Origin of the sequence: Pseudomonas sp. LS1212 (genome assembly GCF_024741815.1) — a bacterium.
GTDB lineage: Bacteria > Pseudomonadota > Gammaproteobacteria > Pseudomonadales > Pseudomonadaceae > Aquipseudomonas.
In genome coordinates this window covers 3,939,038-3,956,919 of the sequence record NZ_CP102951.1, presented here as the reverse complement: position 1 = coordinate 3,956,919, position 17,882 = coordinate 3,939,038, and the positions used below count along the sequence as shown (strand labels likewise).

The window sequence follows — 17,882 nt, the reverse complement described above, 5'->3', positions numbered from 1 at the left end:
TCAGGTACCTGCCGCCAATTTTTTTCTAGAATTCAGGAATTTTCTGATCCATGGGCAAATCGCTGGTCATTGTGGAATCCCCGGCTAAGGCCAAGACCATCAACAAGTACTTGGGCAACCAATACGTGGTGAAGTCGAGTATCGGCCATATCCGAGACCTGCCCACCAGCGGTTCGGCTAGCGCCAGCAAAGAGCCTGCTGCCAAGCGCGGCAAGGCGGCCGCTGGCGAAGCGCCTGCGCTTTCGCCCAAGGAAAAAGCCCGTAAACAGCTGGTTGCGCGCATGGGGGTGGATCCCGAGCACGGCTGGAAAGCGAAGTACGAGATCCTGCCCGGCAAGGAAAAGGTGATCGAAGAACTGCGTCGCCTGGCCAAGGATGCCGACACCATCTATCTCGCAACCGACTTGGATCGCGAGGGGGAAGCCATTGCCTGGCACCTGCGCGAAGCCATCGGTGGCGATGACAGCCGCTACAAGCGCGTGGTGTTCAACGAGATCACCAAGAAAGCCATCCAGGAAGCCTTCTCCCAGCCGGGCGAGCTCGATATCGACCGGGTCAATGCACAGCAGGCCCGCCGGTTCCTCGATCGCGTGGTCGGCTACATGGTTTCGCCGCTGCTCTGGCAGAAAATCGCCCGTGGCCTGTCCGCCGGTCGCGTGCAGTCGGTGGCGGTGAAACTGGTGGTAGAGCGCGAGCGCGAGATCCGCGCGTTCATTCCGGAAGAGTACTGGGAAGTCCACGCTGACCTGGGCACCGCCAAGGGCGCCAAGGTGCGTTTCGAAGTGGCCCGCGAGAAGGGCGAAGCCTTCAAGCCGCTCAACGAAGCCCATGCCATGGCGGCGCTGGAGAAGCTCAAGGCCTCCAGCTACAGCGTTGCCAAGCGTGAAGACAAGCCGACCAGCAGCAAGCCATCGGCGCCATTCATCACCTCGACCCTGCAACAGGCGGCCAGTAACCGTCTGGGCTTCGGCGTGAAGAAAACCATGATGATGGCCCAGCGTCTGTATGAAGCGGGTCACATCACCTATATGCGTACCGACTCGACCAACCTGTCGGTCGATGCCGTGGAAATGGCTCGCAGCTACATCGAAAGCGAGTTCGGCAAGAAATACCTGCCCGAAGCGCCGATCGTCTACGGCAGCAAGGAAGGCGCCCAGGAGGCGCACGAAGCGATCCGGCCTTCGGACGTCAATACCCATCCGAGCAAGCTCACTGGCATGGAGCGCGATGCAGAGCGCCTCTACGAGCTGATCTGGCGCCAGTTCGTGGCCTGCCAGATGCCGCCGGCGCAATACCTGTCGACCACCGTCAGCGTTGCCGCAGGGGATTTCGAGTTGCGCGCCAAGGGCCGTATCCTCAAGTTCGACGGTTATACCCGGGTGATGCCGCAAATGGCCAAGCCTGGCGATGACGACGTACTGCCGGAAATGAACCAGGGTGAAGACCTCAAGCTGATTCAGCTCGATCCGAGCCAGCACTTCACCAAACCACCGGCGCGCTACTCCGAAGCCAGTCTGGTCAAGGAAATGGAAAAGCGCGGCATTGGTCGTCCTTCGACTTACGCTGCAATCATTTCGACCATCCAGGACCGAGGCTACGTAGCGCTGCACAATCGTCGCTTCTACTCCGAGAAAATGGGCGACATCGTCACCGAGCGCCTCTCGGAGAGCTTCTCCAACCTGATGGACTACGGCTTTACCGCCGGCATGGAAGAGCACCTCGATGACGTGGCCCAGGGCGAGCGCGACTGGAAGAACGTGCTCGACGAGTTCTATGGCGACTTCAAGACCAAGCTGCAGGTGGCCGAAGCACCCGACAGCGGCATGCGCGCCAACCAGCCGACCATGACCAACATCGCCTGCCGCGACTGCAGCCGGCCAATGATGATTCGTACGGCGTCGACGGGCGTGTTCCTCGGTTGCTCGGGTTACACCCTGCCGCCGAAAGAGCGCTGCAAGGCGACCATCAACCTGATTCCGGGCGATGAAATCGCAGCCGACGATGAAGGTGAGTCCGAATCCCTTGTGCTGCTCGGCAAGCATCGCTGCCCGATCTGCGCCACGGCGATGGATGCCTACCTGCTTGACGAAAAGCGCAAGCTGCACATCTGTGGCAACAATCCCGATTGCGCCGGCTACGAGATCGAAGAAGGCAGCTACCGCATCAAGGGCTACGAAGGTCCGAGCCTGGAATGCGACAAGTGCGGCAGCGAGATGCAGCTCAAGACCGGTCGTTTCGGCAAGTTCTTCGGCTGCACCAATGCCGAGTGCAAGAACACCCGCAAGCTGCTCAAGAGCGGCGAAGCGGCGCCGCCGAAAATGGATGCGGTGAAGATGCCGGAGCTCAAGTGCGAGAAGGTCAACGACACCTACGTGCTGCGCGATGGCGCTTCGGGCCTGTTCCTGGCGGCCAGTCAGTTTCCGAAGAACCGCGAGACCCGGGCGCCGTTGGTCATCGAGATCGTTCCGCACAAGGACGAGATCGATCCGAAGTATCACTTCCTTTGTGAGGCGCCGAAAAAGGACCCCGATGGTCGCCCGGCCGTGATTCGCTACAGCCGCAAGACCAAGGAGCAATACGTCCAGACAGAAGTCGACGGCAAACCGACCGGCTGGCGCGCGTTCTACGACGGTAATAGCTGGAAGGTCGAAGACAAGCGCTGATCCTTCAGGCGCCTTGTTCGGTCAAGGCCGCGTTGAACCTTCGGGTTTGGCGCGGCCTTTGTTATTCTGGGGTAGTCGAAAGCGCCCGCATCTCTTCGGAGCAAGCCACCATGGCCCAAGAACTCTATACCCGTACCAATCAGAAGATCTACTTTGCAGGCCTGGCCCTCGAAGCCTTGGGCAGAGCCGAGCAGAGCAGGGCCATGAATGCCCAGGCATTGCTGCAGGCCGAGCGCGAATCGGCGTTGTTTCATCTCTATGGTGCGCTGCTCGGGCTGTGCCATGAAATCGCCGGCTTTTACCGCTTGCCCCAGGCCAATGCATCGCGCGCCGAGCTGCTGCTGACGCCGCAAGTGCTGGAGTCGATTGCGATTCCGGAAATGGCCGAACTGGTCGAATTGGCCCAGCAACCGGAAACCTGGCTGGCGCAGCTGTTATCAGCCTATGCAGCCTTGTTCCAGCCGCCGAAGGCGCCGAAAAAGCCCAAGGGCGACGTGACCCAGCCGTTGATACAAGCGGTGAACCTGGACGAGCCCGACGCGCCGGTGTTGACTCGCGAAGAGATGGAAAGCTGGCGGCAAAACCTGAAAAGTCTGGCCATCCGTTTTCGTGAAGGTCTGAGTGAGTGCTGAGAAGGGCAGTCACTGGTACAATGCTGGCCTTTCGTGGAGAACAGACCCTTATGCCAACGTCCTTTCTAGAAATTGTCGAGTTGCCTGACGGCCGGATTGAGCTGCGCCGCGCTGAGGACGAGGGTTCGCTGGTAACCCTGGATTTCTCCGAGGACGCAAAGGCATTCCTGCAAGGACAACACGTGGAAGTGGCCAAGGCCATGTTGAGCGTGGGTGTACAGATGGCCGGCAAGCTGGTGGAAGGCGAAATCGAGAAAGATGAGGGCCCGCGGGTCCTGCACTGATACCGTTTATCGGTTAATTCTCAAATACCTGCCATTGATCGGCTTCTCTGTCCTGGAGAAGCCGGCAGGGTCAACGTCAAAAAATACTCAAGGCAATCGCCGGGCCTCAGCCCAGGCGAATGTTCAGGCTTTGTGCGTTTCCTGCGCGCGCGGCGTTGATCAGCTGTTGCCGACCGCTTGCGTTCAGGGGGCTCAGCCAGCTGACCACGGTGTGGCTGCGGCCCAGGCGCAGGGCTTGGCAGGTAAGCTGCATCGCGCTTTGTGTGCCTCGAGGTTGCAGCAGCAGGATGCGCTCGCGATTCAGACCGGCATCGCGAAACCAGGCCTGGGTCAGGCTGGCGGGGGGAGCGATCAAGGTCAGCCAGCGGGCGTCCTTCTCCTGGCTCAGTTCTCGCAGGATCGGCGCCAGCAGGCTCTGGCAGTTCCCGGCCGCGCCACGGAAGGACAGCTCACTGAAGGCTTCGGGCTCGGTGTTGTGCCATGGTGACTCCGCTACAGGATTGAGTAGCGGGGCCATGGGCTGAGCCAGGAATGCCTCGAACAAAGGCAGTTGTGCTTGCTGGGGTGCATGGGGAAACTGCATGACGCCTCCTTTAACGGCGAATGACGCCGACGCTCAAGCCCTCGATCACCAAATCCTGGTCTTTCAGATCGACCTCGATGGGGGCGAATTCAGGGTTTTCGGCTAACAGCCAGACTTTGCTGCCTTCACGCTTGAACCGCTTGACCGTCACTTCGTCGCCGATCCGGGCGACCACGACCTGGCCATTGCGAGCCTCGCGGCAAGTGTGTACGGCAAGCAGGTCGCCGTCGAAGATCCCGATGTCCTTCATGCTCATGCCGTGGACGCGCAGCAGATAATCGGCGCGCGGGTGGAAAAAGCCCGGGTTGATATTGCAGGTCTCTTCAATGTGCTGCTGAGCGAGAATCGGTGCGCCTGCCGCAACCCGACCGATGATCGGCAGGCTGGACTCTTCAGGCTTGGCTTCGAAACCCGGAATGCGGATGCCGCGCGAAGCGCCCGGGGTCATTTCGATAGCGCCCTTTCGGGCCAGCGCCTTGAGGTGTTCTTCGGCAGCGTTTGGGGACTTGAAGCCCAGCTCCTGGGCGATTTCCGCGCGGGTCGGCGGGAAACCGTTGTCCTCCAGGCAGCGTTTGATAAAAGCCAGAATCTCAGCTTGGCGTGGCGTCAGTTTTAGCATGTCGATCGCTCTGTCTTTTTATACAGTGACTGGAATTATATACAGTATGTCGGCCTTGGCAATCCTCCTTTATTCGGGGGGTTGGCTTGCCGGCGTTCACCAGATAAAAGAAGGCATTTGTCGCGGTTGGCTACAGGCCGCGGTTTATATGGTTAAATACGTGACCGGGCAGACAGAAAGCGGCCAGCCAGGCTTGACAAGCGGGCAGTATGAAACGTATGTTTCAAACAAGTGTTTGTCAGTCGGAGAAGTCATGGCCCAGTCGGAAACCGTAGAACGCATACTCGATGCAGCCGAGCAGTTGTTCGCGGAAAAAGGTTTTGCTGAAACTTCATTGCGGCTGATCACCAGCAAGGCCGGCGTCAACCTGGCGGCGGTGAACTACCATTTCGGCTCCAAGAAGGCCCTTATTCAAGCGGTCTTCTCGCGTTTTCTCGGCCCATTCTGCATCAGTCTCGACCGTGAGCTGGAACGTCGCCAGGCCCGGCCGGAAAATCGTCCGAGCCTTGAAGAACTTCTGGAAATCCTCGTCGAGCAAGCCCTGGTCGTGCAGCCGCGCAGCGGCAATGACCTGTCGATTTTCATGCGTTTGCTGGGCTTGGCATTCAGCCAAAGCCAGGGTCACTTGCGTCGTTACCTCGAAGACATGTACGGCAAGGTGTTCCGCCGCTACATGCTGCTGGTCAATGAGGCGGCCCCACGTATCCCGCCGATCGAACTGTTCTGGCGCGTACACTTCATGCTCGGGGCTGCAGCGTTCAGCATGTCCGGCATCAAGGCCTTGCGGGCCATCGCCGAGACCGATTTCGGGGTCAATACCTCGATCGAGCAGGTCATGCGCCTGATGGTGCCCTTCCTGGCTGCCGGCATGCGTGCCGAAAGCGGGGTGACCGACGAAGCCATGGCCGTCGCTCAGTTGCGACCGCGCAGCAAATCCAGCTCGACGTCGAGCGTCGCCAAGGTTTGAGCGTGCACGGGTGGGCCCTGATCGGCTAAGCTAGCCCCCCATGGCTACCCTAGATCTGTTGCACATTTCCATCGCCGACCAATGCTTGTATGGCTTCGCCAATGGCAAGCTGGTCGTGCGTCTGCCGGTTTCCACCGGGCTCAACGGCGCAGGCGAGCGCAATGGCTCGGGCTGTACCCCGCGTGGCCTTCACCAGGTCCGGGCCAAAATCGGCGCAGGCCTGCCCTTGGGCGCGGTTCTCAGAGGTCGACGCTGGACCGGCGAGACCTGGACACCCGAGCTGGACGAGCAGTTCCCCGGTCGCGACTGGATTCTCACCCGCATCCTCTGGCTCAGCGGTTGCGAGCCGGAGCGCAATCGCCTGGGGCAGGTCGATACTTTTCGTCGTTACATCTATTTGCACGGCACTCCCGATCGCGAACCCCTCGGTGTGCCGCTTTCCCATGGCTGCGTACGACTGCGCAATGCCGATCTGTTGAGCCTGTTCGATCAAGTGCCCATGCACTGCCGCGTGCAGATCGAAGAGGCATCCTGTCCCGAATGGGCCAGTATTCCCCTGAATTGAAGGATCACCTATGAGTTCCAGCCTGCAAGGCTCCCTGATGGTGGATATCGCCGGTACCTGGCTGACCGCCGAAGACCGCCAGTTGCTCCGGCAGCCAGAAGTGGCTGGCCTGATCATCTTTGCCCGCAACATCGAAAGCCCGCGCCAGGTGCGCGAGCTGACCATGGCCATTCGCGCTGTGCGCCCGGACCTGATCCTGGCCGTGGACCAGGAAGGCGGGCGAGTGCAGCGTTTGCGCCAGGGCTTCGTCCGCCTGCCGGCGATGCGCGCCATTGCCGACAACGCCAATGCCGAATTTCTGGCTGAGCAGTGCGGTTGGCTGATGGCCACTGAAGTGCTGGCGGTGGGGCTGGACCTCAGTTTCGCTCCGGTGCTGGACCTTGATCACCAGCGCAGTGCAGTGGTCGGTAGCCGGGCCTTCGAAGGCGACCCGGAGCGCGCCGCCCTGTTGGCCGGGGCATTCATTCGCGGGATGAACGCGGCGGGCATGGCCGCTTGCGGCAAGCATTTCCCTGGCCACGGCTGGGCGGAGGCCGACTCGCATGTAGCGATTCCGACCGACGAGCGTAGCCTGGAGCAGATCCGCGCCCTCGATCTGGTGCCGTTCGCCCGCCTGAGCCGGCAATTGGCGGCGGTGATGCCGGCGCATGTGATCTACCCGCAAGTCGACGCGCAACCGGCGGGTTTCTCCCGTCGTTGGTTGCAGGACATTCTGCGTGGCGAGTTGCAGTTCGATGGCGTCATCTTCAGTGATGATCTGTCCATGGCCGGTGCGCATGTGGTGGGCGATGCGGCCAGTCGCATCGAAGCCGCCCTGACCGCTGGCTGCGACATGGGCCTGGTCTGCAACGACCGCGCGGCGGCGGAACTGGCCCTGTCGGCCGCCCAGCGTCTGCGGGTCAAGCCGTCGCCACGCATCGCGCGTATGCGCGGGCAGGCCCATGCCACCACCGAATACCGCCAGAATCCGCGCTGGCTTGCTGCTTTGGGAGCCTTGCGAGAGGCTCAGTTGATCGACTAAGGATTTGAAATGACTGTCTACGCGATTATTGGTGGCACCGGGCTGACCCAGCTCGAAGGGCTGAACATCCGTCAGGCGCTGCCGATGAATACGCCTTACGGTGCGCCATCGGCAGACATCCTGCAGGGTGAGTACGCCGGCCGTGAAGTGCTGTTTCTGGCCCGTCATGGTCATCCGCACCGTTTCCCGCCGCATCAGGTCAACTATCGCGCCAACCTGTGGGCCCTGAAGCAGGCCGGCGCCGAGGCAATCCTGGCGGTCAATGCCGTGGGTGGGATTCATTCGGCCATGGGTACCGGGCATTTTTGCGTGCCGCATCAATTGATCGACTACACCAGCGGTCGCGAGCACACCTACTTCGCGGACGATCTGGAGCATGTCACCCATATCGATTTCAGCTACCCCTACAGCGAGCCGCTGCGGGCGAAATTGATCGCAGCGCTGGCGGCCGAGGGGTGCGCCTACAGCAGTCATGGCGTGTATGCCTGTACCCAGGGCCCGCGCCTGGAAACGGTGGCGGAGATCGCCCGGCTCGAGCGTGATGGCTGCGACATCGTCGGCATGACCGGCATGCCCGAGGCGGCGCTGGCGCGTGAACTGGAGCTGGGTTACGCCTGCCTGGCGCTGGTGGTGAACCCGGCGGCGGGCAAGTCCACGGCGGTGATTACCATGGCGGAGATTGAGCAGGCGCTGGTCGATGGCATGGGGAAGGTGAAGGCGACCTTGGCTCGGGTGTTGGTGGGCTGACAGCAAATTAGCTGTGTTTGTGCCGGCCTCATCGCGGGCGGCGTTCCGCTTACCCGCGATGAGGCCCGTCCGGCCATTTATCATCTGACAGGGATACGGCAGTGCACTTGCAACAGTTTCTCAACTCACACTGGGAAGACGAGTTCTCCCGCAAAGCCCTCGAGCGAGGTCGTGGATATGCCTTGCAAGATCGCGTGGATATCATCGAGATAACCGAGTCGACTATCTATGCCGCGTGCATGGGGTCGGGTGGTAATCGATATGAGCAGAGCATCTCGGTGCTTGTACCAGGCGATGCGCCAATATTGGACTTCTCCTGCTCCTGCCCCGTGATCAGTGATTGCAAGCATTGCGCTGCCGTCATGTTTTACTTGCAGAATCCAGCTGTGCAGGGTGAAACCAGTGCGCACCCCACCTCTCTGAATCGTGCGTTGGAAAGCTGGATAAGCAGCTTTCCCGCTCCGGTGGTCGATGGCCAAGCCTATCCGGCAAATGTCAGGTTGCTCTACAGGCTCATTCCCGAGTACACCCAGGCAGGTCATTGGACGTTGAACCTCTACAAGGGGCGTCAGCTAAAGGACGGCAGCCTACGCGATATCAAATCCGTTTTCGCAGTCGATGAAATGTTGATGCGCCAGCCCAGGCACTTGCTTGAGTCGGAAATCAGGATTGCGCGTTTGCTGGTGGTTGCACGTGCCAATAACTATCGCCCGGCGCATCCCCTTGTGGGCGGCATGGGGGCAGTGGTTATACCCCGACGGTTCGGGTGCGCAGGTGATTGCGGTAGAGCCGCTTTATTATCTGGACAGACAGCATCACAAGATAGGACGGTTGCTGCATGATTTCGATGATAAAACTGCATGTCACATCACCTTGGCACCAGAAGTTCCGGTGCGCATGGCCATGTTGCTCAGCCATCGCCTACAGTTGCGTGATATCCGCATCCCGACCCCTGAGGTCTTGAGTGCGCGAGTAATTGACAGCATTGAGCCGCAAGCTCGGCTCGCGCTGGGCAGTTATGACCCCAAATCTTTCCGTGAAAAGGACCGGTTGCAGCATCATGCCGGCCTGCTGTTTACCTATGCGGGACAGTCGGCAGAGAAAGGCATCGACGAGCTTGTTGTTGTACGCGACGGCGAAATCCAGCGCATCCAGCGTCAGCCGGCAATCGAGAAAACACTGCGCGAGTGCTTGCAGCAATTGGGCTTTAAAGCGCTCCGCAAAAAGAGTGGCGCGCTACCTGACAATGCCGGTGAGTTGTTCGAGCTAGCGGACGACGAGAGTTGGCTTTCCTTCATGGAAACTCATCTGCCGGTGCTGCGAGCAGAAGGTTGGCAGGTCGAGATCCACCGCAACTTTCATTTCGACCTCCAGGGGGTGGAGCAGTGGTACGCGGATGTCGAAGAGTCGACGGCACACGAATGGTTTGATCTGGAGCTGGGTATCGTCGTCAATGGAGAGCGCCATAGTTTGCTGCCCATCGTGCTGCATCTGATGCGCAGCCGCCCGGACTTGATGGAGCCGGGCGTGCTGGCAAATCGTCGAGACGACGAAAGTTTAATGGTTGACCTGAATATCTGGCGGTTCGGAAAAGGCAGCTTGAAGGTCGCGTTGCCTACGCGCGGGTCAAGATGCTGTTGGCAACGCTTGGCGAGCTTTATCTTGGCGAACACCAGGGCCGCACGCTGCGCCTGCAGCCACCGGATGCTGCTCGTCTCAGCGCGCTGGATGGCTTGCCAATGGCATGGAGCGGCGGCGAGCGCCTGCGTGAGTTTGCCCGGCGTCTTCATGAAGCGACAGCTAGCCATGTTGCGGCGCCAACAGGGCTTGATGCGACGCTGCGCCCCTATCAACTCGAAGGCTTGAACTGGAGCAGACGCTGCGCCACCTTGAGGTTGGCGGCATTCTTGGTGATGACATGGGCTTGGGCAAGACGTTGCAGGCTCTCGCTCACCTGCTTTGTGAGAAACAAGCGGGGCGCCTCGATCGACCTGCCCTGGTGGTCATGCCGACCAGCCTGATTCCCAACTGGCTCGATGAAGCGTTGCGTTTTACGCCACAGCTACGCGTACTGGCGCTTTATGGCGGCAATCGGCAGAAGGATTTCAGCCGGTTTTCGCAATACGATGTGATTTTGACAACCTATGCCTTGTTGCCGAGAGATCTCGAAACCTTAGGTCAGCATGCCTGGAGCGTGCTGATTCTGGATGAAGCACAGAACATCAAGAATCCGACCAGCAAGGCCGCCCAGGCTGCTCGACAGTTGGAGGCTCGACAACGTTTGTGCCTATCGGGTACTCCGCTGGAGAACCACCTGGGCGAACTCTGGTCGTTGTTCCATTTCTTGCTGCCCGGATGGTTGGGCGACAGCAAGACATTCAATCGAAACTATCGCACGCCCATCGAAAAGCATGGCAATCGTTAGCGTTTGCGGCATTTGGTCGCACGCATCAAACCATTCATGCTCAGGCGCAAGAAGGAACTTGTCGCAAGCGAGCTGCCGGCCAAAACTGAAATCGTCCATTCGGTCGAGCTGAGCGACGTGCAGCGGGATGTCTACGAAACGGTGCGAGTCGCAATGGACAAGAAAGTTCGTGACGAAATTGACCGTAGTGGCATAGGTCGCAGTCAGATTGTCATCCTTGAGGCGTTGCTCAAGTTGCGACAGGTCTGTTGTGATCTGCGCTTGGTCAAGAACATTCCTGCCACCAAAGCTGCGCGCTCGGGTGCCGGAAAAATCGAGAGCTTGATGCAAATGCTCGATGAGCTGGTTGCCGAAGATCGTCGAATCCTGTTGTTTTTCCAGTTCACTTCAATGCTGGCACTTATTGAAGAAGAGCTTCACAGGCGTGATCTTGCCTACTCGATACTGACGGGCGAAACAGATGATCGGCGCACACCTGTACAGCGGTTTCAGGCTGGCGAAACCCAGCTATTTCTGATCAGCCTTGAGGCGGGCGGTACCGGACTGAACCTGACCGCTGCCGATACTGTGATTCACTACGACCCCTGGTGGAACCCGGCTGTGGAAAATCAAGCGACGGACCGGGCTTATCGCATTGGCCAGGACAAGCCAGTGTTTGTCTGCAAGCTCATTGCCCGAGGCACTTTGGAAGAGAAAATTCAACAGTTGCAGCAGAAGAAGGCTGAGCTCGCGGCGGGTGTTTTAGAGGGTGGGGGGACAAAAGGCTGGGCGCTTGAGCCGCAGGATATAGAGGCATTGTTTGCGCCATTGCCGGTTTGAACGGCTGATGGGGTGGGAATGGTTGTTAGTGGGCTGGCGTCAGGTTGGGTTGTATTTGTACTGGCCGCATCGCTGGCAAGCCAGCTCCCACAGTGATCTATGTTGTTCACAAAAGGGGGGGGTGCTTTACCACGCCCCCCGTGGGAGCTGGCTTGCCAGCGATAGGCGCGCAACCGATTTCGGAACCAGACCAAGGCAGTGCTACTTACGCCGGCGCCCCGGCAGCGGCGCAAACAGCGCTTCGATGTCATCGGCCTGCAGCTTCCAGTCGCCGGCCTGGCGCCCATCCAGCACGCCGGCTGCCAGTGCCGATTTCTCCTGCTGCAGGTGCTGGATTTTCTCTTCGACCGTCCCCCGCGTGATCAGCTTGTAGACGAACACCGGTTTTTCCTGGCCAATGCGGTACGCGCGATCGGTCGCCTGGTGCTCGGCAGCCGGGTTCCACCAAGGGTCGTAGTGAATCACCGTGTCGGCCGCGGTCAAGTTGAGGCCGACGCCACCGGCCTTGAGGCTGATCAGGAAAACCTGCAGCTTGCCGTTCTGAAAGTCTTCCACCGGCGCTCGGCGGTTGCGGGTTTCGCCGGTCAAGAGTGCATAGGCAATCCCGCGGTGCTGCAGCTCTACCTCAATCAGAGAAAGCATGGAGGTGAACTGCGAAAACAACAGGATTCGACGACCTTCGGCAACCAGTTCGTCGAGCATTTCCAGCAAGCTGCTGAGTTTGCCCGAACTGCTCCCGCGCGCTGGTGGCGTGGCACTGCTGACCAGGCGCAGGTCGCAGCAGACCTGACGCAGTTTCAGCAGTGCCTCAAGGATGATGATCTGGCTGCGGGCCACGCCTTTGCGGGTGATTTCGGCGCGGACCTTCTGGTCCATCGCCAGGCGCATCGTCTCGTAGACATCGCGTTGCGCATCGGTGAGCTCGACCCAGTGAACCATCTCGGTCTTGGCCGGCAGTTCGGTGGCAACCTGCTCCTTGGTCCGGCGCAGCAGGAACGGCTTGATGCGGGCGTTCAGGTGTTGCAGGCGTTCTTCGTTGCCCTGGCGTTCGATGGGCACGCGGTAATCGCGGTTGAACGCTTTAATGTCGCCGAGCCAGCCGGGCAGCAGGAAGTGGAACAATGACCAGAGTTCGCCCAGATGGTTTTCCAGTGGCGTGCCGCTCAGGCACAGGCGCTGGCGTGCATTGAGTTGCCGGGCGGCCTGGGCGGCCTTGCTGCCGGGGGTCTTGATGTACTGGGCTTCGTCCAGGATCAAAACGTGCAAGGCCAGCGGCTTGAGCTGCTCGATGTCCTTGGGCAGCAGGGCATAGGTGGTCAGCAGCAGGTCATAGCCCTGCAGTTGATCGAAGTATTTCTTGCGGCCGATGCCATGCAGGGCGAGCACGCGCAACCCGGGTGCGAAGCGCTCGGCTTCGTCCTGCCAGTTGGGAATCAGGCTGGTGGGCATGACCACCATGGCCGGGCGGTCCAGGCGTCCGGCGTTCTTTTCGGTCAGCAGGTGGGCCAGGGTCTGCAGGGTCTTGCCCAGGCCCATGTCGTCGGCCAGGATGCCTCCGACCTCCAGTTCGCGCAGGGCCTGCATCCAGCTCAGGCCTTCAACCTGATAGTGGCGCAACGTGGCGTTGAGCCCCTCGGGTATTTGCGCGGGCTGGGTGCGGATGTCGCGCAGGCGTTCGGCCAGGCTGCGAACCCGCTCGCCGCCTTCCCAGGTCAGCGCAATGTCCTGCAGGCCATTGAGCCGGGTGGCATCAGGCGTGGGCAGGCGCAAGCTGACTTCGCCCGGCTCGCGCAGGTAGAAATCGCCCAGGGTGGCCAGTACCGGTTTCAATCGGCCATAGGGCAGGGCGACTTGCAGCGGGCGGGTGCGGGCGTTGTGGGTGTGATGGATCGGCACCAGGATCTGCTCGTCGTCCCGGCGCTTGGCCAGCATCGCCTGGTTGAGCAACTCCGGATGGGTGCGCAGCAGGTTGAGCAGGATCGGCAACAGGCTCAACCGTTCGCCATTGACCACGATCCCCAGCTCCAGGTCGAACCAGTCGCGCTCCGGCGCTTCGTCGATCACTGCGTACCAATCGTCGACCGGGGTCAGGTCGAAGGCAAAGTCCTCGGCATACTCGATTTCCCAGCCCGATTCGCGCAAGCCCGGCAGGTCGTTGAGGATGAACCTCAACCAGGCGCCGTCACTGGGCAACTCGAACAGGTCGCCGGCGCTCTCGGGCAGTGCCTTGCTTTGCCGGGTGGCAATCTTGAAACCGATTTTCTGCAGGGTTTCGCGCAAGGCTTTTTCAGCCACGGGCTGGCGCAGGATGCGCAGGGTTTCCTGGTCCTGATGCTTGAGGATCGCGCTATTTTTCGCGCTGCTGACATATTCCCCGGCATAGCCGAAGGCCAGGGCGGCGCGGTGCTGGATGTAGCGCTGCATCCGGCCGTTACGCGGTTCAAAGGCGCTGAACTCGATGCTGCCCAGCCACAGGCGAGGCCGTGGCTGCAGGTTGTCGATCAGGCGCTCGTTCATTTCAAAGCGGCGTCACCTTGATCAGCAGGGCCAGGTGGCCGCCGTCAAGGAAGATGAGATCGCCGTTCCTGGGGGTTTTGCTTTCCTGGGTGAGCTGTTCGCTGGCGGTGAGGGTGCCATTGCCGTCGATCTGGTTGACCCAGAAATTGGCGACCACGTTGGTAGTTTTGTTCAGGCTCAGGCTCAGGTTGCCTTCAATGGGGAAATGACCGAATTGCCTCTTTCCTTCGCTGATGGCGACGCTGCTGGGGGTTTCGCCCAGGCTTTGCCGCCAGGCTTTGTTCAGCAGTACGGTGTAGTCGCCGCTGGCCTGCAGCTTCTCCAGTTCGGCAGTGAGGCCCGGCTGGCGCTCGTCTTTGGCGTTGATGACCGGCGCACCGGCCGCCCAGTCTTCGGGCGCGACCGCGGTGGTGACGGCCGGTACGGCATTCTGGCGCACCAGAATCATGTCGACCTGGTACTGGCCGTCGGCAAAGACGGCAGGCGCGAACAGTGCCAGCAGCAGGGTCAGGGAACGGATAAAACGCATGGTGCTTCCTTCAAGCAGATTTAGGAGTGAGGCGCTCGAACAGCGCTTCGATATTGTTGAAACGCTCATCGGCCCGCTCCATGGGCACCATGAACTTGAATAGCGTCGCGCCCTCGAACTTGTAGCGGTTGGGCTGGCCCTGGATCAGCTTGATCAATACCAGCGGGTCTACCGGCGTTTCGGCGGCGAACTCGACGCGCCCGCCTTGCGGGCCGGCATCGACCTTCTTGATGCCCAGCTTCTCCGCATGCAGCTTGAGCAGCGTCAGGCGCACCAGGTTCTTGGTGGGCTCGGGCAACAAGCCGAAGCGGTCGATCATTTCCACTTGCAGATCCTTGAGGCCTTCTTCGTCCGCGGCCGAGGCAATGCGTTTGTACAGGATCAACCGGGCATGCACATCCGGCAAGTAGTCCTCGGGGATCAAGGCCGGCAAGCGCAGGTTGATTTCCGGGCCGCCACCGAGCGGCTGGTCCAGGTTCGGCTGCTCGCCCTTGCGAATCGCCTTCACGGCCCGCTCGAGCATTTCCATGTACAGGGTAAAGCCCACGGCCTGGATCTGGCCGCTTTGACCATCGCCGAGCAATTCGCCGGCGCCGCGGATTTCCAGGTCGTTGGTGGCCAGCACGAAACCGGCGCCCAGGTCCTGGGTGTTGGCGATCGCTTCCAGGCGCTTTTCCGCATCCGGGGTGATCTGCTGGCGCGGTGGCGTCAGCAGGTAGGCATAGGCCTGGTGGTGACTGCGCCCGACCCGGCCGCGCAACTGGTGCAGCTGGGCCAGGCCGAACTTGTCGGCACGCGCGATGATGATGGTGTTGGCACTGGGCACGTCGATGCCGGTTTCGATGATGGTCGAGGCGATCAGTACGTTGAAGCGCTTGTGATAGAAGTCGCTCATGACCTGTTCGAGATCGCGTTCGCGCATCTGCCCGTGGCCGATGCCGATACGGGCCTCGGGCACCAGTTCGGCCAGGTCGGCAGCGCATTTCTCGATGGTTTTTACGTCGTTGTGCAGGTAATAGACCTGGCCGCCGCGCAGCAACTCACGCAGCAGCGCCTCTTTCACAGTGCTCTTGTTCTGCTCCATGACGAAGGTGCGTACCGACAGGCGCCGGGCCGGCGGCGTGGCGATGATCGACAGGTCGCGCATGCCCGAGACCGCCATGTTCAGCGTGCGCGGGATCGGCGTGGCGGTCAGGGTGAGGATGTCGACTTCGCTGCGCAAGGCCTTGAGCTGTTCCTTCTGGCGCACGCCGAAGCGATGCTCTTCGTCGATGATCACCAGGCCCAGGTTTTTGATCTGTACATCATCCTGCAGCAGCTTGTGGGTGCCGATGACGATATCGATCTTGCCCTCGGCCAGGTCGGCCGCGGCGGCGTTGACCTCCTTGGTCGATTTGAAGCGGCTCATCACTTCCACGGTCACCGGCCAGTCGGCGAAGCGATCGCGGAAGCTGTTGTAGTGTTGCTGGGCGAGCAGGGTGGTCGGTACCAGGATCGCGACCTGGCGCCCGCCGTGCACCGCGATGAACGCCGCGCGCATGGCCACTTCGGTCTTGCCGAAGCCGACGTCGCCGCAGACCAGGCGATCCATGGGCTTGGGCGCGAGCATGTCGGCGCGTACCGCCTCGATGGCCGTTTGCTGGTCGGCGGTTTCCTCGAAGGGGAAGCCGGCGCTGAAAGTGGCGTAATCCACTGACGGATCGGCAAAGGCATAGCCTTCGCGGGCGGCGCGGCGGGCATAGATGTCGAGCAGTTCGGCGGCCACGTCGCGGACCTGTTCGGCGGCCTTGCGCTTGGCTTTCTGCCAGACTTCCGAGCCCAGCCGGTGCAGCGGGGCCAGGGCGTCGTCGCTGCCGGTGTAGCGGGCGATCAAATGCAGGTTGGCCACGGGCACGTAGAGCTTGGCGCCCTCGGCATATTCCATGGTCAGGAATTCGGCTGCCTGGTTGTCGATTTCCAGGGTTGCCAGGCCCAGGTAGCGGCCCACGCCGTGGTCGATATGCACCACCGGCGCGCCTTCGCGCAGCTCAGTGAGGTTCTTGATCACGGCATCGTTGCTGGCGTCGCTGCGTTTTTCCCGGCGCCTGCGTTGCATCACGCGTTGCCCGAACAGCGGGCTTTCGGCGACCAGCGCCAGGGCCGGGTCTTCCAGCAGCAGGCCCTCGTCCAGCGGTGCGATGGTGATTGCCAGGCGGTCCTTGCCGCTGACGAAATCGCTCCAGCTGTCGACGGTCTGGGGCCTGAGTTTCAGGCGCTCGAGCAGCTCCAGCAGCACCTCGCGGCGCCCGGCCGATTCTGCCGTGAACAGCACCCGGCCGGGGAATTCATCGAGGAAGTTCGACAGCGCTGCCAGTGGCTGGTTGGCCTTGGCTTCGATGGCAAGGTTGGGCAGCGGCTGCGCCGGGAAGCGCTCTGTGGCAGCCACGTCATCCTGGCAGGCGACGATGCGCGGCCAGCTCTTGAGCCGGGCGAAGCAGTCTTCCACCGGCAGGAACAGCTCGGCCGGTGGCAGCAGGGGGCGTGACGGGTCGATGCGGCGCTCTTCGTAGCGGTTGCGCACATCGCTCCAGAAATGCTCGGCGGCCTGTTCGATGCCGGGCAGGGAAAACACCTGGGTATCCTGGGGCAGGTAGTCGAACAGGGTCGACGTCTCTTCGAAGAACAGCGGCAGGTAGTACTCGATACCGGCCGGGGTAATCCCGCTGCTCAGGTCCTGGAAGATCGGGCAGCGGCGAAAGTCCACGTCGAAGCGTTCGCGAAAGCGCGCCTTGAACTGGGTCACGGCTTCCTTTTGCAAGGGGAACTCGCGGGCCGGCAGCAGGCGAATCGATTCGACCTTGTCGATCGAGCGCTGGCTGTCCGGGTCGAAGGTGCGCAGGGTTTCGATTTCATCGTCGAACAGGTCGATCCGATAGGGCAGTTTGCTGCCCATCGGGAACAGGTCGATCAGCGCCCCGCGCACGGCGAACTCGCCATGCTCGTAAACCGTGTCGACGCAGCGATAGCCACTGGCTTCCAGGCGCGTGCGCATCTGGTCGACATCGAGCTTCTGGCCGATGTCCAGCACCAGGCTGCTGCCGAGCAGAAAACGGGTGGGCGCCAGCCGGTGCAGGGCCGTGGTGATCGGCACCACTACAATGCCGTGATCCAGCTCCGGCAGGCGATACAGGCTCGAGATGCGCTGTGAGATAATGTCCTGGTGCGGCGAGAACAGGTCGTAGGGCAGGGTTTCCCAGTCGGGAAAGTGCAGGACCGGCAAACTCGGGGCGAAGAAGCGCAACTCCTGCTCAAGCCGGTCGGCGCTCTGGCTGTCGGCGGTCAGCAGCAGGGTAAAGCGCTTCGCGGCGCTGGCGGCTTCGGCAATGGCCAGGCTCAGGGCGGCGCCTGGCAAATTGCCCCAGTGTTGTTTACCTGCGACGGCAGGGAGTTTCGGTAGACGCAGAACTGGCACGGGAGGTCGAGCTCCAAGCGTTGCGACAAAGACAACAATTGTACCGGGCGCAGGCCTCGG

At 61.1% G+C, this 17,882-nt stretch carries 13 protein-coding genes and 1 pseudogene; 9 read left to right on the top strand and 5 right to left on the bottom strand.

Features of this window, described 5'->3' with window-relative positions; all coding sequences use genetic code 11:
* Positions 1 to 50: 50 nt before the first annotated feature.
* The 3 genes from topA (at position 51) to NVV94_RS18380 (ending at position 3,579) form a co-directional block, all read left to right on the top strand.
* A complete protein-coding gene (gene topA, locus NVV94_RS18390) occupies positions 51 to 2,663 on the top strand; it encodes a type I DNA topoisomerase (RefSeq protein WP_258443809.1) in 2,613 nt (870 codons plus the stop codon).
* 110 nt (positions 2,664 to 2,773) lie between these two features.
* On the top strand, positions 2,774 to 3,295 hold the full coding sequence (locus NVV94_RS18385; RefSeq protein ID WP_258443808.1) for a DUF6586 family protein: 522 nt from the start codon (positions 2,774 to 2,776) through the stop codon (positions 3,293 to 3,295).
* A 50-nt stretch (positions 3,296 to 3,345) separates the two neighbouring features.
* The gene (locus NVV94_RS18380) at positions 3,346 to 3,579 is read left to right on the top strand and encodes a hypothetical protein (RefSeq protein ID WP_258443807.1); all 234 of its coding nucleotides are present in this window, start codon (positions 3,346 to 3,348) and stop codon (positions 3,577 to 3,579) included.
* 106 nt (positions 3,580 to 3,685) lie between these two features.
* Here the strand turns inward: NVV94_RS18380 and sulA are convergent, their stop codons facing one another.
* Complete coding sequence (gene sulA / locus NVV94_RS18375; RefSeq protein WP_258443806.1) at positions 3,686 to 4,162, bottom strand: SOS-induced cell division inhibitor SulA; 477 nt, start codon at positions 4,160 to 4,162, stop codon at positions 3,686 to 3,688.
* Between the two features lie 10 nt (positions 4,163 to 4,172).
* Positions 4,173 to 4,781 (bottom strand): transcriptional repressor LexA, encoded by a 609-nt coding sequence (lexA, locus tag NVV94_RS18370; RefSeq protein ID WP_258443805.1) that lies wholly within the window; start codon positions 4,779 to 4,781, stop codon positions 4,173 to 4,175.
* 253 nt (positions 4,782 to 5,034) lie between these two features.
* Here lexA and NVV94_RS18365 point away from each other — a divergent pair, with 253 nt between their 5' ends.
* From NVV94_RS18365 to NVV94_RS18340, 6 genes and pseudogenes are all read left to right on the top strand, one after another.
* Positions 5,035 to 5,748 carry a TetR/AcrR family transcriptional regulator gene (locus NVV94_RS18365; RefSeq protein WP_258443804.1) on the top strand — a complete coding sequence of 238 codons (714 nt, stop codon included), beginning with the start codon at positions 5,035 to 5,037 and terminating at the stop codon, positions 5,746 to 5,748.
* 40 nt (positions 5,749 to 5,788) lie between these two features.
* Entirely contained in the window at positions 5,789 to 6,313 is a 525-nt protein-coding gene (locus NVV94_RS18360) for a L,D-transpeptidase (protein ID WP_258443803.1), read from the top strand.
* 22 nt (positions 6,314 to 6,335) lie between these two features.
* Positions 6,336 to 7,334 carry a beta-N-acetylhexosaminidase gene (gene nagZ, locus NVV94_RS18355; RefSeq protein WP_258447745.1) on the top strand — a complete coding sequence of 333 codons (999 nt, stop codon included), beginning with the start codon at positions 6,336 to 6,338 and terminating at the stop codon, positions 7,332 to 7,334.
* A gap of 9 nt (positions 7,335 to 7,343) precedes the next feature.
* Positions 7,344 to 8,081 (top strand): S-methyl-5'-thioinosine phosphorylase, encoded by a 738-nt coding sequence (locus NVV94_RS18350; RefSeq protein WP_258443802.1) that lies wholly within the window; start codon positions 7,344 to 7,346, stop codon positions 8,079 to 8,081.
* A gap of 101 nt (positions 8,082 to 8,182) precedes the next feature.
* Positions 8,183 to 8,923, top strand: coding sequence for an SWIM zinc finger domain-containing protein (locus NVV94_RS18345; protein ID WP_258443801.1), 741 nt, complete (start codon positions 8,183 to 8,185; stop codon positions 8,921 to 8,923).
* A gap of 55 nt (positions 8,924 to 8,978) precedes the next feature.
* Positions 8,979 to 11,325 (top strand): annotated as a pseudogene (locus NVV94_RS18340) (DEAD/DEAH box helicase).
* A gap of 201 nt (positions 11,326 to 11,526) precedes the next feature.
* Here the strand turns inward: NVV94_RS18340 and NVV94_RS18335 are convergent.
* Genes NVV94_RS18335 through mfd form a run of 3 tightly spaced genes read right to left on the bottom strand, consistent with a single transcriptional unit; the run spans position 11,527 to position 17,822 of the window.
* Positions 11,527 to 13,842 (bottom strand): DEAD/DEAH box helicase, encoded by a 2,316-nt coding sequence (locus NVV94_RS18335; protein ID WP_258443800.1) that lies wholly within the window; start codon positions 13,840 to 13,842, stop codon positions 11,527 to 11,529.
* Between the two features lies 1 nt (position 13,843).
* Positions 13,844 to 14,371, bottom strand: coding sequence for a CsiV family protein (locus NVV94_RS18330; RefSeq protein ID WP_258443799.1), 528 nt, complete (start codon positions 14,369 to 14,371; stop codon positions 13,844 to 13,846).
* Positions 14,372 to 14,381: 10 nt separating this feature from the next.
* Positions 14,382 to 17,822 carry a transcription-repair coupling factor gene (gene mfd / locus NVV94_RS18325; RefSeq protein WP_258443798.1) on the bottom strand — a complete coding sequence of 1,147 codons (3,441 nt, stop codon included), beginning with the start codon at positions 17,820 to 17,822 and terminating at the stop codon, positions 14,382 to 14,384.
* Between the last annotated feature and the right edge of the window lie 60 nt (positions 17,823 to 17,882).